This is a genomic window from Clostridium puniceum, from assembly GCF_002006345.1.
GTDB classification, from domain to species: domain Bacteria; phylum Bacillota; class Clostridia; order Clostridiales; family Clostridiaceae; genus Clostridium; species Clostridium puniceum.
Window position 1 is genome coordinate 1 of sequence record NZ_LZZM01000063.1, and the last position, 14852, is coordinate 14852.

At 29.4% G+C, this 14852-nt stretch carries 14 protein-coding genes and 1 other annotated feature; of the genes, 1 reads left to right on the forward strand and 13 read right to left on the reverse strand.

Translation table 11 applies throughout. The features are described from left to right. Nucleotides 1–157: 157 nt before the first annotated feature. The 13 genes from CLPUN_RS05160 to CLPUN_RS05220 all read right to left on the reverse strand — a co-directional run bounded on the left by CLPUN_RS05160 (nt 158) and on the right by CLPUN_RS05220 (nt 14131). Nucleotides 158–1378, reverse strand: coding sequence for a peptidase U32 family protein (locus tag CLPUN_RS05160; protein ID WP_077846261.1), 1221 nt, complete (start codon nt 1376–1378; stop codon nt 158–160). 6 nt (nt 1379–1384) lie between these two features. Next, the gene (locus CLPUN_RS05165) at nt 1385–2029 is read right to left on the reverse strand and encodes an O-methyltransferase (RefSeq protein ID WP_077846262.1); all 645 of its coding nucleotides are present in this window, start codon (nt 2027–2029) and stop codon (nt 1385–1387) included. Nucleotides 2030–2108: 79 nt separating this feature from the next. Further along, a complete protein-coding gene (gene mltG / locus CLPUN_RS05170; RefSeq protein ID WP_077846263.1) occupies nt 2109–3134 on the reverse strand; it encodes an endolytic transglycosylase MltG in 1026 nt (341 codons plus the stop codon). A 101-nt stretch (nt 3135–3235) separates the two neighbouring features. Beyond that, a complete protein-coding gene (gene typA, locus CLPUN_RS05175; RefSeq protein WP_077846264.1) occupies nt 3236–5062 on the reverse strand; it encodes a translational GTPase TypA in 1827 nt (608 codons plus the stop codon). 374 nt (nt 5063–5436) lie between these two features. Beyond that, the gene (locus tag CLPUN_RS05180) at nt 5437–7104 is read right to left on the reverse strand and encodes a ribonuclease J (RefSeq protein WP_077846265.1); all 1668 of its coding nucleotides are present in this window, start codon (nt 7102–7104) and stop codon (nt 5437–5439) included. Between the two features lie 62 nt (nt 7105–7166). Beyond that, complete coding sequence (locus CLPUN_RS05185; protein WP_077846266.1) at nt 7167–7631, reverse strand: Fur family transcriptional regulator; 465 nt, start codon at nt 7629–7631, stop codon at nt 7167–7169. 97 nt (nt 7632–7728) lie between these two features. Continuing rightward, a complete protein-coding gene (locus CLPUN_RS05190; protein ID WP_077846267.1) occupies nt 7729–8004 on the reverse strand; it encodes a DUF1292 domain-containing protein in 276 nt (91 codons plus the stop codon). Nucleotides 8005–8419: 415 nt separating this feature from the next. Next, entirely contained in the window at nt 8420–8833 is a 414-nt protein-coding gene (gene ruvX, locus CLPUN_RS05195) for a Holliday junction resolvase RuvX (RefSeq protein ID WP_077846268.1), read from the reverse strand. Nucleotides 8834–8883: 50 nt separating this feature from the next. Continuing rightward, nucleotides 8884–9141: an IreB family regulatory phosphoprotein gene (locus tag CLPUN_RS05200; protein WP_008424959.1), complete on the reverse strand. Its 258-nt coding sequence runs from the start codon at nt 9139–9141 to the stop codon at nt 8884–8886. Between the two features lie 137 nt (nt 9142–9278). Further along, nucleotides 9279–11918: an alanine--tRNA ligase gene (gene alaS, locus CLPUN_RS05205; RefSeq protein ID WP_077846269.1), complete on the reverse strand. Its 2640-nt coding sequence runs from the start codon at nt 11916–11918 to the stop codon at nt 9279–9281. 86 nt (nt 11919–12004) lie between these two features. Beyond that, nucleotides 12005–12181: a binding site (T-box leader), on the reverse strand. Between the two features lie 82 nt (nt 12182–12263). Then, nucleotides 12264–13325 carry an iron-containing alcohol dehydrogenase family protein gene (locus CLPUN_RS05210; RefSeq protein ID WP_077846270.1) on the reverse strand — a complete coding sequence of 354 codons (1062 nt, stop codon included), beginning with the start codon at nt 13323–13325 and terminating at the stop codon, nt 12264–12266. Nucleotides 13326–13553: 228 nt separating this feature from the next. After that, the gene (locus CLPUN_RS05215) at nt 13554–13865 is read right to left on the reverse strand and encodes a hypothetical protein (protein ID WP_077846271.1); all 312 of its coding nucleotides are present in this window, start codon (nt 13863–13865) and stop codon (nt 13554–13556) included. A gap of 74 nt (nt 13866–13939) precedes the next feature. Next, a complete protein-coding gene (locus CLPUN_RS05220) occupies nt 13940–14131 on the reverse strand; it encodes a PspC domain-containing protein (protein ID WP_077846272.1) in 192 nt (63 codons plus the stop codon). 227 nt (nt 14132–14358) lie between these two features. Here CLPUN_RS05220 and CLPUN_RS05225 point away from each other — a divergent pair, with 227 nt between their 5' ends. Next, entirely contained in the window at nt 14359–14808 is a 450-nt protein-coding gene (locus tag CLPUN_RS05225; protein ID WP_158078708.1) for a DUF1569 domain-containing protein, read from the forward strand. Nucleotides 14809–14852: the final 44 nt, after the last annotated feature.

Consider the following 14852-nt stretch of genomic DNA (forward strand, 5'->3'; position numbering starts at 1 on the left):
TCTTTAAAAGTTTGGTTGGTATTAGAGTTGCTGTACAAAATTTCATTGAAACAATAAATAAAGTTCCTACACGAACAATAGACAGGCTATGTATTAAGATGTAGAAACTTTATTAGAACTTATATATATATTTTTTTAATCTATAAAAACAATGAAATTATTCTTTGTTTTTAATCAATAAATCCTTTGGTCTTAATGGTAGATCAACTCTAACTTTATACATCATTTGTGCTCTAGCCGCTGATTCTATTGGAGTTCCATTGCTTTCTGTCATATCATGTAGAATTATTTCAAAATTATCTCCTTCTGGTCTTAAAACTTCTACCATATCTTCATTTAGCACTTTATTTTTTTGTTCAATAGTAGCTATCTTTGTTTCTTCATTATATTCTCTTACAATTCCAATTATATCGGCCTGTCTTATATATGCTGAATCTTCATAAACCTGCTCACCATTTTCTCCATAATAAAAACCTGTATGATATTGCCTATGACTTACTCTATTTAAATTTTCCATCCATTTAGGATCAAATTTATAATTTTCAGGATCTTTCATATATGCATCTACAGCCTGTCTATATGATTTTACAACTGCTGCCACATAATATAAACTCTTCATTCTACCTTCAATTTTTAAAGAATATACTCCAGCATTAATAACATCTTCTATATGTTCAATCATACATAAATCCTTTGAATTCATTATGTATGTTCCTTTTTCATCTTCATATATAGGATAATAATCATTAGGTCTTTTTTCTTCGACTAAATGGTAATTATATCTACATGCTTGAGCACAAGCACCTCTATTGGCATCTCTTCCAGTCATATAATTAGAAAGCAGGCATCTCCCTGAATAACTTATACACATTGACCCATGAACAAACGCTTCAATTTCACATTCTTCTGGTAAATTATCTCTCATTTCTTTAATTTCAGTTAAACTTAATTCTCTAGCCATAACTATTCTTTTAACACCTTGGTCATACCAAAACTTAGCTGATCTCCAGTTAACATTATTAGCTTGAGTACTTAAATGAATTTCTAAGTTTGGCGCAACTTCTCTAGCTGTTGCAATTATTGCTGGATCTGAGGCTATTATTGCATCAACTCCTGTGTCACATAACTCTCTTATATAATCCTCAACACCATTTAAATCTACATTGTGAGGGAATACATTCATTGTTACATAAACTTTTCTATTCCTAGCATGAGCATATTCTACCCCCTCTTTTAATTGTTTATTTGTAAAATTATCAGCAAATGCTCTTAAATTAAGCTTACTTCCTCCAAGATATACTGCATCTGCACCAAAATCTATTGCTATTTTAAGTTTATCTAAATTTCCTGCTGGTGCTAAAACTTCTGGTCTTATCATTTTTATTTACCTCCTCTTAGTAACTGCAATTCCATCTCCCATAGGTATGACAGATGTAATTAAGTTTTTATCTTGAGTAACTAATTCCAAATAAGTTCTCATTCTTTTTACTATTGTTATTTTTCTTCTTTTAACTAATTCTTCTGATGCCACCATTCCTCTAAATAGAACATTATCAGCTACTATTATCCCCTCCTCCTTAAGTAATCTTAAACAGTGAGGCAAGAAATGGTTGTAATGCCCTTTTCCTGCATCCATGAAAATTAAATCAAATGGTTCATTTAACTTTTCTAGTACTTCTAAACAATCCCCTTGCTCAATCTTTATTTTATGGCTTAAATTAAACTTATTTAAATTCAAAGTAGCTAGTTCTATCATTTTTTCATCGCGTTCTATTGTTATAATCTCTGGTTCTGTTCCAGACGCTTGATACATTAATATTGATGAAAAACCTACTGCTGTTCCAAGCTCTAATATTCTTTTAGGCTTCTTCATGCTAGTCATAAATTCAAGAAACACACCAGTTTCCTTTTGAACAATAGGAACGCCATTTCCTCTTGCAAAATCTTCTATTTCCTTTAAAATTCCTTCTCTATCATTAATTAAGCTTCTAATATATTCTTCCATATAATCATATGTAATCTCGCTCATGAATTTCCTCCATAATTCTAATATTATCTATTTTGTTAATTCTAACAATTATCCTTTCAATTTAATACAAAATAGCAGATTAATATCCTAATTCTTTTTTCTTATTTAAAAAGTCATCATAATTATTGGTAAAATAGTGAGAACTATCTGCTTGTAAAATATAATATAAGTAATCTGTCTTTTCTGGAAGTAATGCTGCTTTAATACTATCAGTTCCAGGGTTAGCTATAGGACCTATAGGCAGACCTTCATACTTATAAATATTATATGGTGAATTTATTTCTAAATGCTTATTCAGTACTACATCTACATGATACCCTAAAGCATAAATTACTGCTGCATCTATTTGAAGCTTCATATTTTTCTCTAACCTATTATAAATAACTGATGAAATTAATGGTCTATCTTTTTGAACTTTAGCCTCTTTTTCTATCATCGAAGCTATAGTAATTATTTTTTCCACATCTTCATCTTTTAAATCAACTTTGGATTCATCTTTCACTTGATCTAATATTTGTTCAAACCTATTTAGCATTATCTTAATTATATAATTTGCATCTGAACCCTTTTTTATAAAATATGTATCTGGATACAAAAACCCTTCTAAATTATATCTTTTTTTCTTATTGTCACCAATATATTTAGGTAATTCATAATTTTTAATTGCTTCTAAAAATTCTTTTTCTGAACAAAGCTCTTTTTCTTCTACAGCATTTGCTATTTCTTCTATTGAATATCCTTCTGGGATTGTTAGTTTTACTAAAGCTTTATCACCAGATTGATTTTCTAAAGAACTTATTAAATTATCTAAGGTTGAATTAGCATCTATTTCATATACGCCTTCTCTTAATTTTATACTTCTTTTATCTATGGCCAGATTTACTTTGAGCAAAAGTTTATTGAAAAGCTTATCTTCCTTATCTAATTTATTTAATATATCATAAAAACCTTCACCTTGTTTTACTTCAATCAAAATTGTATTCTCACCAGATTTCAACGGCTTCTCTATTGCTCTATTATAAGAAATCTCGAAAGCCAATATTATAACAAATATAAATAATACAGCTGTTAATATTATTCTTTTAAAGCGCTTATATTGGTTCATAAACGTTCTCCTAGATATAAATAAAAGTAAATAATCCAATACAGACTATTTACTTTTATTTATATTTATTTTATTTAATATCTAAAATGTTTTTATTTCAACTATTTTTTACTTCTGCTAATCATTCTTCTTCTTTCAGCACTATCTAATATTCTTTTTCTCATTCTTATATTTTTTGGTGTAACTTCCACTAATTCATCGCTATTTATAAACTCTAAACATTGTTCAAGTGACATTTCAATTGGTGGAGTTAATTTTAGCGCATCATCAGCACCTGATGATCTTGTATTAGTAAGTTTCTTCATTTTGCATATATTAATTTCAAGATCTTCTGCTCTTGCAGAAACTCCAACAATCATACCACCATAAACTGGAACACCAGCACCTATGAATAATTGTCCTCTTTCTTGAGCATTATATAATCCATACGCTATTGAATCTCCCGCCTCAAATGAAACTATTGATCCTCTGCTTCTTCCTGGAATTTCACCTTTGTATTTTTCATATGAATGGAATACGTGATTCATAATTCCATTCCCCTTTGTATCAGTCATGAATTCATTTCTAAATCCAATAAGACCTCTAGCTGGAACTGTAAATTCTAATCTTGTATATCCATTTACTGCTGATGTCATATTAACCATTTCAGCTTTTCTAGGCCCTAACTTTTCCATAACAGGTCCCATAAATTCTTCTGGAACATCAATTGTTAAATATTCAATTGGTTCTTCTTTATGACCATTTTCTTCTCTAAATATAACATTAGCTTTTGAAACTTGGAATTCATATCCTTCTCTTCTCATTGTTTCAATAAGAACTGAAAGATGAAGCTCTCCTCTTCCTGCAACTTCAAAGCAATCTGGAGTAATTTCTCTTACTCTTAAACTTACATTTGTTTCAAGTTCTTTCATTAATCTATCTCTTAAATGTCTTGATGTTACAAAATCACCTTCTTGACCTGCAAATGGTGAATCATTAACCATGAAGTTCATGTTTAATGTTGGCTCATCTATTTCAAGAAATGGTAATGCTTCTGGTGCTGATGAATCGGCTATAGTTTCACCTATATTAGCATCAAGAACACCACTTACTGCAACTATATCTCCCATTCCAGCTTCTTCTGTTTCTTCTCTCTTTAATCCATTGTATGTGAATAAGCTAGTTATTTTATAATTAGCACTTGATCCATCAGTTTTTAATAAAGTAACTGATTGATTTCTTTTTACTTTACCTCTATGAATCTTACCTATTGCAATTTTCCCAACATATTCATTTGTATCTAATGTACTAACTAACATTTGAAGTGGTTCATCCATATAACCTTCTGGTGGTGCAACATATTTTATTATTGTCTCAAATATAGGTTGCATATCAATATTTGTATCTTCTACATTATATCTTGCAAAACCTTCTCTAGCTGATGCATAAATAATTTGGAAATCTAATTGTTCATCATTGGCACCAAGTTCTACAAATAAGTCAAAAACTTCATCAATAACTTCTACAGGTCTTGCATCTGGTTTATCTATCTTATTAACTACAACTATTGGTTTTAATCCTAATTCCAATGATTTCTTTAAAACGAATTTAGTTTGTGGCATTGGCCCTTCATAAGAGTCAACAACAAGTAAAACCGAATCAACCATCTTAAGTACACGTTCAACTTCTCCACCGAAATCAGCATGTCCTGGAGTATCTACTATGTTAATTTTTATACCATCATGGATTACTGCAGTGTTTTTTGAAAGAATTGTAATTCCTCTTTCTTTTTCTAAATCATTTGAATCCATTACTCTTTCTTCTACTTTTTCATTACTTCTAAATACATGACTTTGTTTAAATAAAGCATCTACTAAAGTAGTCTTCCCATGATCAACGTGGGCAATAATAGCAATATTTCTTATATCTTCTCTTTTTGTTAATTCCATTCTTTTATTCCTCCAAACAGCATTAAACTGCGAATTTTTCTTTTTAGTAGTTTGTCTTTAGTTATGTATATAAATAAGTAAAAATTTAAGTATATATTGTAAATAATTTCTTATTAAATTCTATTTTAGAAAAGCATATTTCTTACTACATAAACTTAATAACTTCACCCATAGATTAATGTAAACCTATAACTGTTTTTTCCAAAAAGAAAATTGGATACTTAAAGTATCCAATTTCCTACACAACTATCTTAAATTTTACTCTTTCCATCAAAAAAAGTCAACCCCATTAAAACTTATATTATAAATTTTAATATTTCAAAAATTATTAAAATCCATTTTCTGATTCAAACGTCAATTTTGCTTCAAATATTTTAAAACTCCATAATTATTGGTAATATCATAGGTTTTCTCTTAGTCTTTTCATAAAGGAATTCTCTAAGTTCATCCCTCATTTTAGACTTTAATGTTGCCCAATCAGTGATTTGTCTTTCTTCGCAATCTCTAAGTACTGCCTTAACAATATCTCTTGCTTCATCCATAAGACCTTCTGATTCTCTTACATATACAAAACCTCTTGAAATTATATCCGGACCAGATACAACTCTGCCAGATTGCTTCTCTATTGTAACTACAATTGTTAAAATACCATCTTGCGATAGATGTTTTCTATCTCTCAAAACTATATTTCCTACATCTCCAACACCAAGTCCATCAACAAAAACTTGCCCAGCCACAGCTGTACCACTTTTTTTAATGTAATTTCTTGCAATTTCAATTATATCTCCATTTTCAGGTATAATTAAATTTTTTTCTGGCAGACCAAGTTCCACTGCTAATTCACCATGCTTTTTCAAATGTCTATACTCACCATGAACTGGTATAAAAAACCTTGGTTTAACCAGTGCTTGCATTAATTTTAATTCTTCTTGACATGCATGCCCTGAAACATGAATCTTTTCAATAGAATCATATATCACTTCTGCACCCTTTTTAAACAGTTGATTAACTACTTTTGAAACCAATTTTTCATTTCCAGGAATTGGTGTTGCCGAAATAATAACAGTATCTCCAGGCACAACATTAATCTTCCTATGTTCTGAAGTCGCCATTCTTGCAAGTGCAGACATTGGTTCTCCTTGACTTCCAGTTGTTATTATTACAACCTTTTCATTGGGATATTTTGAAATCTGATCTACTGGTATAAGTACCTCATTTTCAAAATTAAGATATCCAAGTTCTGCTGCTACTTGAACAATATTTTCCATACTACGTCCAGATACAGCTACTTTTTTATCATACGCCTGTGCTGCTGTAATAATTTGTTGAATTCTATGAATGTTAGATGCAAATGTAGCAACTATTATTCTTCCTTTAGCTTTACCAAACAGCCTTAAGAAGGTTTCTCCAACAACTCTTTCTGTCATAGTATATCCAGCTCTTTCAACATTAGTTGAATCTGCCATCATTACTAAAACTCCTTTTCTACCTAATTCCGCTAATCTTCCAAAATCCATCATTTCCCCATCAATTGGTGTATAATCAATTTTAAAATCTCCTGTATGCAGCACTACTCCAAGTGGTGTATGAATAGCAATTGCAACGGAATCTGCAATAGAATGGTTTGTCTTTATAAATTCTACCGAAACGCTCTCTAATTTAATAATATCTTTTGGTTTTACTCTCATCAATTCTGTTGATGCTAACAACCCATGTTCTTTTAATTTCGTCTCAACTATACCAATAGTAAGCTTAGTACCATAAACTGGAACATTTAATTGTTTCAATATATATGGTAGTGCCCCTATATGGTCTTCATGTCCGTGAGTTAAAAATATTCCCTTAATCTTTTCGGCATTTTTAATTAGATATGAAATATCAGGTATTACAATATCTATTCCAAACATATCGTCATCTGGAAATTTTAATCCACAGTCTATTACTATAATATCTTCCTTATATTCAATAGCTGTTATGTTTTTTCCAATTTCATTTATGCCGCCAAGAGGAATTATTTTTATTTTCGCTCTTTCATTTTTCATATTTCCCCTCCTTTTTCTAGTATCATTTATAAACAAAGGCTCTTTCTTTATAAAGACACCTTTTATTCATCATTAAGTTTTTTTTGACAATCATCACATATTCCATAAAATTTTAAACTATGATCTAAAATTTTAAACTTATATTTCTTTTCAATACTCGCTTCAAGTTCTTCTAATAAATCATCCTGAACTTCTGAAACACTACTACAGATATTGCAAACAAGATGATGATGTCGATGTGCTTCATTAGAATGTACTATTTCATATCTGCTACACCCATCATTTAAATCAAGCCTAGATATAACTCCTAATTCTTCCAATACAAGAATAGTTCTATATACTGTTGCTAATCCAATTTCTGGGCAGTCTTTTTTTACTTTATCATATATTTCTTCTGCTGTTAGATGTTGACCTTCATTTTCAATAATCGTGTCCACTATGGATCTTCTCTGTGGAGTTAATTTATAACCTTTTTTTTTCAATTCTTCTTTCAAGGCATTCATATCAACCAAATTCGATTTATCCATACATAACACCTCACTTTTCATATTAAATTTATAATTAATGTAAATTATCTTTCTTTATTTTAAAATAAAATCCACTAAAAATAGCCATTACAGACTGTTATTCATCTAAGCCATCTTCATCCATAAGAGTTTCATAAGTTTCTAATACCATTTCAAATTCTTCATCTTCATCTTCTAATGCAATGAATATTTCGCTTCCATCCTCATCCTTAAAGATTTTAAATGCATATGCTTCATCACTTTCTTCAAAAGCAGGTGTTGCAACAATATATTGTCCTTTTAATTTTTCTATTTCAAAGTATATAATAACCTCAAACTTAACATCATTTCCATTTTCATCTGGTATATATACGTATTTTGCATCCTTATCCATAAACATATCCTTTCTTTCTTTTATTTTTTATTTAAGCGTATGAAAGAAAATAACAAGCCATAATGCATATATATTAAATGTGAAATAAGTAAGTATATTTATGTCATAGTTCACAATTAGCCCACATGCTGGTATAAACTGAAAAACAAAAGTGATGCTCCCAAAATAAAAAACAAAATTTTACATTTAATTCTTCGAACTTTCTCTACGAGCACTTTACATTTGTGTTCTCAAACTTTAACACAGTGAAATTTATAATTTTGTGTGATTACTTATTAATCAAGTGCACACGTAAATACTTCCTTGTTAACACAAAATAGATTAGTTTGTTGACTTATTATTTTCTCAAATATTCATTGATTAAAGCATATTTAAATTTTATAAAAACTACTTATAAAATCCAATAATTATTATCTTATCTTGAAATCATATCCAAATATCCTTGAAGAATATAAGTTGACGCTACTTTATCAACTATTTTTTTCCTTTTGCTTCTTGATAAATCAGCTTCAAGCATTGCCTTATGCGCAGCAACAGTAGTTAATCGCTCATCCCAAAATTTTATTTCAATTTTAAGTTCTTCTTCTATTAACTTCCCAAAAGCCATTATAATTTCTCCTGATGAACCTATTGTTCCATTCATATTCTTTGGAAGTCCAATTACTATAACTTCTGCATTGTATTCATCACGAATTTTTTTGATTTCTTCTATGTCTTTTCCTCTGTTAGTTCTTCTTATTGTAGTTATCCCTTGAGCTGTATATCCCAGTGGATCACTTACTGCGACACCTATAGTTTTTGAACCTACATCTAATCCCAATATTCTCAAATTTCAGCACCTCTTAAAAAATAAGAGTGCCCGTTATAAACGGGCACTCTCTACTTTATCTCTAAATAAGACTTTATAACTTCTTCTAGTATGTCATCTCTTTCGAGTTTTCTTACTAAAGCTCTTGCTCCGTTGTAATTAGTGATGTAAGTAGGGTCTCCTGAAATCAAATATCCAACTAACTGATTTATAGGATTATATCCTTTTTCTTGTAAAGAATTATAAACCTCTGTTAATATTGTCTTTGTAAGAGCTTCTTTATTCTTACTTAAATCAAATTGCATTGTATGTTCAATATTATTACTCATAGCACGTTGCTTACGCAACTCACCCCCCTTAATCATTGTCTAAGGAAACGATATCCATATTTATTATTTACTTAATTTTTTAAATATATTCGCATAATTTATATTTAGATTATAACCTATTTTTTATAAAAAGTATACTACTTTGCTAAAGTTTCCACTATTTTATAAGATGCTTCTATTGCTTCTTGTATCTTTTCTGGTGATTTTCCGCCGGCTTGAGCCATGTCGGGTCTACCACCACCGCCACCACCAAGTATAGAAGATACTTCTTTTATTAATTTTCCACAATGAGCTCCCTTAACTACTGCTTCTTTTGTTGCCATAGCACATATAATAACTTTTCCATCTTTTGAGCTTATAAGTACCACTATGCTATTTTCAACCTTATCTCTTACTTTTTCACAAACATCTCTTAAAGCATCACTATCAACATCTCTTAATTCATATGCAATTACATTAATATCTTTGATGTTCTTTACAGATGCTAAAATGTCATCTATTCCCATTGATGCAAATTTTGCCTTTAAAATTCCTATTTCTTTATCTTTTTCCTTTAATTCTTTTACTTGTTGATCAAGCTTAGTTAAAAGTTCTTTTTCAGAACATTTAAGCTTACTTGAAATTTCTTTTATTAATTCTTTCTTTTCATTTACTAGCTTATATGCTTCTTTTCCGATTACAGCTTCTATTCTTCTTGTTCCTGCTGCAATTCCACTTTCTGATATGATTTTAAATAATCCTATCTTTCCAGTATTATCTATATGTGTTCCACCACATAATTCTTTAGAATATTCTCCAGCCACTACAACTCTTACTTTATCAGAATATTTATCATCAAATATACCTATAGCACCAGTATTTTTAGCTTCTTGAAGATCCATAACCTTTGTAACTACTGTGGTTACACTAGTTATCGCTTCATTTACTAAATCTTCAATCTTTGATATTTCTTCTTCTGTTAACCCTTCAAAATGCGAAAAGTCAAATCTAAGTCTATCATGACTTACATATGATCCAGCTTGGTGAACATGTGACCCAAGAACTTTAACTAATGCTCTATCTAAAAGGTGAGTTGCAGTATGATTTTTCTTAATATTTTCGCGTCTAACTTTATCTACTTCTAAAGTAACCTTATCACCAACTTTAAGTTCTCCAGATAAAACTTCTATAAAGTGAATTATCTTTCCACCAATGTTCTTCTTAGTATCAACAACTTTAGCTTTGAAGCTGTCATTAAATATGATACCTGTATCTCCTATTTGTCCTCCCATTTCTGCATATAAAGGAGTAACATCTGTAACTACAACAGCTTTATTTCCTTCTGTAATAGTTTCTACAAAATCTTCACCTTCAATTAACACTTTAACTTCTGCATTTAAAGTATCATTATCATATCCATCAAAAACAGTTTCAATATCTGAAGCTATTGCATCTGAAGTTTTAACATCAGCTCCCATATAGTTAGAAGTTTTTCTTGCACTTCTTGCTCTTTCTCTTTGAACTTTCATTTCTTCTTGAAAAGCACCTTCGTCTAAGGATAAACCTTCATCTTCTAATATTTCCTTTGTTAATTCCATTGGGAATCCAAACGTATCATATAATTTAAATCCATCTGCACCACTAAGAATTGTTACGTTCTTTTCCTTTAATTCATCTATGAAACCATTTAATATTTCCATTCCTGAATCTAAAGTTTCTCTAAATTTATCTTCTTCTATTTTAATTACTTTTTTAATATATTCTTTTTTTACACTTAATTCTGGATATGCTTCTGCTGAATCTCTTATAACAATATCACATAAATTGCATAAAAATGCATCTTTAATACCTAAAGTCTTTCCATGTCTTGCAGCTCTTCTAAGAAGTCTTCTTAGTACATATCCTCTTCCTTCATTGGATGGCATTACATCATCTGAAATCATGAAAGTTATAGATCTGATATGATCAGTTATTATTCTTAAAGAAGTATCTGATTTACTTCCAGTTCCATATTTAATATTAGCAAGTTTTGAAGCTTCATTTAATATATTTTCTAAAGTATCAATTTCAAATACACTGCTTTTTTCTTGCATTACAACTGCAAGTCTTTCAAGCCCCATTCCTGTATCTATATTAGTACTGGCAAGTTTTTCATAGTTACCTTTTCCATCTCCATCAAATTGAGTAAATACAAGATTCCAGAACTCTATTATCTTATCTTGATCTGCGAGTTTAACAAATTCTTCTGAGTTAGTTGGAACTTCATCAGTTCTGCTAAAATGAATTTCTGTGCAAGGACCACAAGGACCTGCACCATGTTCCCAGAAATTATCTTCTTTTCCTAATCTAAATATATGACTCTTATCTACATCTGTAAGAGTAGTCCAGAATTCATAAGCTTCATCATCATCTAAATATATTGTTACATATAATTTTTCCTTTGGCATTTCTAAAACTTCGGTTATAAATTCCCATGCCCATGGAATTATTTCTCTCTTAAAGTAATCTCCAAAAGAGAAATTCCCAAGCATTTCGAAGAAAGTACAATGTCTGCTTGTAACTCCTACATTTTCAATATCACCAGTTCTAACACATTTTTGACAAGTTGTGATTCTTCTCTTAGGTGGTTCTTGTAACCCTGTAAAATAAGGTTTTAAAGGAGCCATACCAGCATTTATTAATAATAAACTCTTATCATTCTTTGGAACTAATGAATAACTCTCTAATCTTAAATGTTCTTTACCTTCAAAAAATTTTAGATATGCTTCTCTTAAGTCATTTGTTTTTGTAAATTTCATAAATTATTCCTCCATTATATCATATATCAAATTTAATTCATTTTAATTCTATATATACCATCAAAAAAAGCTTTCTCCCTAATCAACAAAGGGACGAAAGCTGAAATTCCGTGGTACCACCCTAATTATGTATAACTGCTTATACATCACTTAGTAATTTATAGCTCCTAGGTAGCTTCAAAATATCTAGCAAGAAGTTTTCACCAGCCACTTCCTCTCTAAATGTCTATAATAAATTTACTCATCCTATTCATCGCTTAATATTTTATTATTTCACCAAAAATTATATTTCATATAGATAATTATGTCAATATATAACTTAATTCGAATTATTATTGTTTGTATTTATATTAATACATTATTTAAAATTTCATCTTCATCAATAATTTTCTTGGCCAGTATCCTGTTCTCTTCAACATGAATATAAGTATATCTGTTAGATTTTATTGATGGAGCCATATCTATAGCTTTCTTGAAATCTTCTTTTTTCATTTTTAAAGTTTTAACATATTCAAAAAATCCAGTTTCTGTTAATACTTTTGAAATTCTTTCGAATCTATGGTTTTGTACCTTAGACATAATATAAGTCGCTATTCCAACTTGTATCCCATGAAGCTGTGGAGTTTCAATAAATTTATCTAAAGCATGAGAAATCAAATGTTCAGCCCCTGAAGCTGGTGAGCTGTCTCCTGCTATTTCCATAGATATACCATTCAAAGTTAATGATTCTACTAATTCTTTTAAAAACAAATCATCTTTAATAGATTTAAATTCAGTTCGCACAAAACTGTTAACTGCTTTTTTGGAAATCATAGTTGCAAAATCATCAATAATTACTTTTCCATTTTCCTCTTCAAATTTCCAATCATAAAGAGCTGTGATATTAGATACTAAATCTCCAATTCCTGAAAATATAAATTTTTCAGGGGCACCTTTAATTATATCAATATCAATAATTATGCCATATGGTGTTTTAGCAGAAAGTGACATGCGTCTTCCATTAACCAAAAGTGAGGCCCCCTGACTTGAAAAACCATCATTAGATGTTGACGTTGGAATGCTAATAAAAGGTAGTTTTTTCAAAAAGCTCATATATTTCACTGCATCAATGGCTTTTCCTCCGCCTACTCCAATTAAGGCTTCTACATCATTTGATATTTCAAACGCTTTTAAACTAATTTCCTCAAAGTTTATATTTGAAATAATTTCACTCTTAGAAATTTCAATATTTACCTCTTTTAAAGATTCCCTTATTGAAGCTCCAAATAATTCTTCTATACCTTCGCCAAAGCATATTAAAACTTTTTTAAACAGAGCCTTCTTTATTAAATTTCCTACATTTTTAATATTTCCTTTTCCAATTTCCAAAATTGAAGGAATAGCTATTCTATGAGTTGAAGTCTTCATATATCTTTCACTCCTTTTATACCTAGTTAAATTCAATAAAACTTACATATAAGTTTAGTTTTTCTTATTATATATACTTCCCAAAATAATCTGCATTAAAACTAGTTCATGAATTAACTTTCTTAAATAATTATATTCTATAAGTTCTAATTAATTGCCCATATTAAAACAATATACAGTAAATAAGTATATGCAGCCTCTTTATCAACAATATTCTTTCCCATTAACTTAATTCAAATCATTAACAACCTTATTTATTTTATCAACTTTATCTAGTGCTTCTGTCCACAATTCCTTTGAAGGAATTACTTTTTCTATAACAGTATAAGTTTGTTTTATTATTGGTATATTAACAATATTTGTACTTTGAAGCGACATTAACACAAAGTAACAAACTCCTATCATAGCTGCTATTTTTATCATATTTCCTATTGCTTTTATTAAAATATAAAGAGCAATAATAGCCACCGCCATTAAAAGTATAGTGTTAGTTGTAAGCTGTAATGGGTTTTTACTTATTAAACTATTTATTTCTTCCATATTATATCCTCCATTTTTAGCACTATTTCTTGTAAAAATAAGCTTAAAATGCTAAGCCTATTTGCTTTAGTCCATTATAACGTATCTTCTGCTGGCATCACTAATGCACAAATTATATATAAAAGTACTCCTGTTCCTCCAAATAGAACTAATGCTACATACCCAATTCTAACTAAAGTAGAATCAAGGTCAAAATAGTTAGCAAAGCCTCCACATACCCCAGCTATTTTTTTGTCTGTTGAAGATAAACAAAGCCTTCTTTCCATAACAACCACTCCTTTTAATTTTTGCAAATAATCTTCTATATAACTGGTTCTTATTCACGATTATACCATTTTAAGCTTTTAATTAAAAGTATTCAATCTTTTTCTTACTTTGTTGACACATATTGATATTATTTTTTACTTACTAATAATCATTGTGCATCGTTCCATTTTTTGTTAATATATACATAATTCATTTTATAATATAAATTATTATGGTGGTGATTATAATGGAATATAAATTTTCTTCACTTGCTGAAGCAAAAATTAAACTTTTAGAACTTTTAAAATCAAATAATATAAAAACTTCAAGGTGGTCTTTGTATAAAATTCTTGTACATTGTACCCAAACAATAGAATATTCAATGAAAGGATATCCGGAATTGAAACCTAAAATTCTACAATTTACTATTGGTAAAATAGCCATCAATAAATTTCTAAAACAAGGTTTTATGAAACATGACTTAACAGCTCTTGTTCCAGGCTCTCCTGAAATTACTGATAACGGCGATGAAAAACTTGCAATTGAAAATTTAATATCTATAATAGATAAATTTATTAAATATGATGACGAGTTATATCCACATCTTTTGTTTGGTAATTTATCTAAAGATAAATATGATCATTATTTTGCAATGCATATAGCTGATCATTTATCAGAAGTAACATATACATTTTAATATAATACCTATAAGAATGAAAAAGGAATACTAAATCACTTTTA

Bases quoted from the DNA above. Each gene is read 5' to 3' on its own strand.
- CLPUN_RS05200 (WP_008424959.1), bottom strand. From the start codon at position 9,141: ATGAGTAATAATATTGAACATACAATGCAATTTGATTTAAGTAAGAAT.
- CLPUN_RS05185 (WP_077846266.1), bottom strand. From the start codon at position 7,631: ATGGATAAATCGAATTTGGTTGATATGAATGCCTTGAAAGAAGAATTG.
- mltG (WP_077846263.1), bottom strand. From the start codon at position 3,134: ATGAACCAATATAAGCGCTTTAAAAGAATAATATTAACAGCTGTATTA.
- CLPUN_RS05180 (WP_077846265.1), bottom strand. From the start codon at position 7,104: ATGAAAAATGAAAGAGCGAAAATAAAAATAATTCCTCTTGGCGGCATA.
- CLPUN_RS05190 (WP_077846267.1), bottom strand. From the start codon at position 8,004: ATGGATAAGGATGCAAAATACGTATATATACCAGATGAAAATGGAAAT.
- CLPUN_RS05165 (WP_077846262.1), bottom strand. From the start codon at position 2,029: ATGAGCGAGATTACATATGATTATATGGAAGAATATATTAGAAGCTTA.
- typA (WP_077846264.1), bottom strand. From the start codon at position 5,062: ATGGAATTAACAAAAAGAGAAGATATAAGAAATATTGCTATTATTGCC.
- CLPUN_RS05210 (WP_077846270.1), bottom strand. From the start codon at position 13,325: ATGAAGACTTCAACTCATAGAATAGCTATTCCTTCAATTTTGGAAATT.
- CLPUN_RS05215 (WP_077846271.1), bottom strand. From the start codon at position 13,865: ATGGAAGAAATAAATAGTTTAATAAGTAAAAACCCATTACAGCTTACA.
- CLPUN_RS05220 (WP_077846272.1), bottom strand. From the start codon at position 14,131: ATGGAAAGAAGGCTTTGTTTATCTTCAACAGACAAAAAAATAGCTGGG.
- CLPUN_RS05160 (WP_077846261.1), bottom strand. From the start codon at position 1,378: ATGATAAGACCAGAAGTTTTAGCACCAGCAGGAAATTTAGATAAACTT.
- alaS (WP_077846269.1), bottom strand. From the start codon at position 11,918: ATGAAATTTACAAAAACAAATGACTTAAGAGAAGCATATCTAAAATTT.
- CLPUN_RS05225 (WP_158078708.1), top strand. From the start codon at position 14,359: ATGGAATATAAATTTTCTTCACTTGCTGAAGCAAAAATTAAACTTTTA.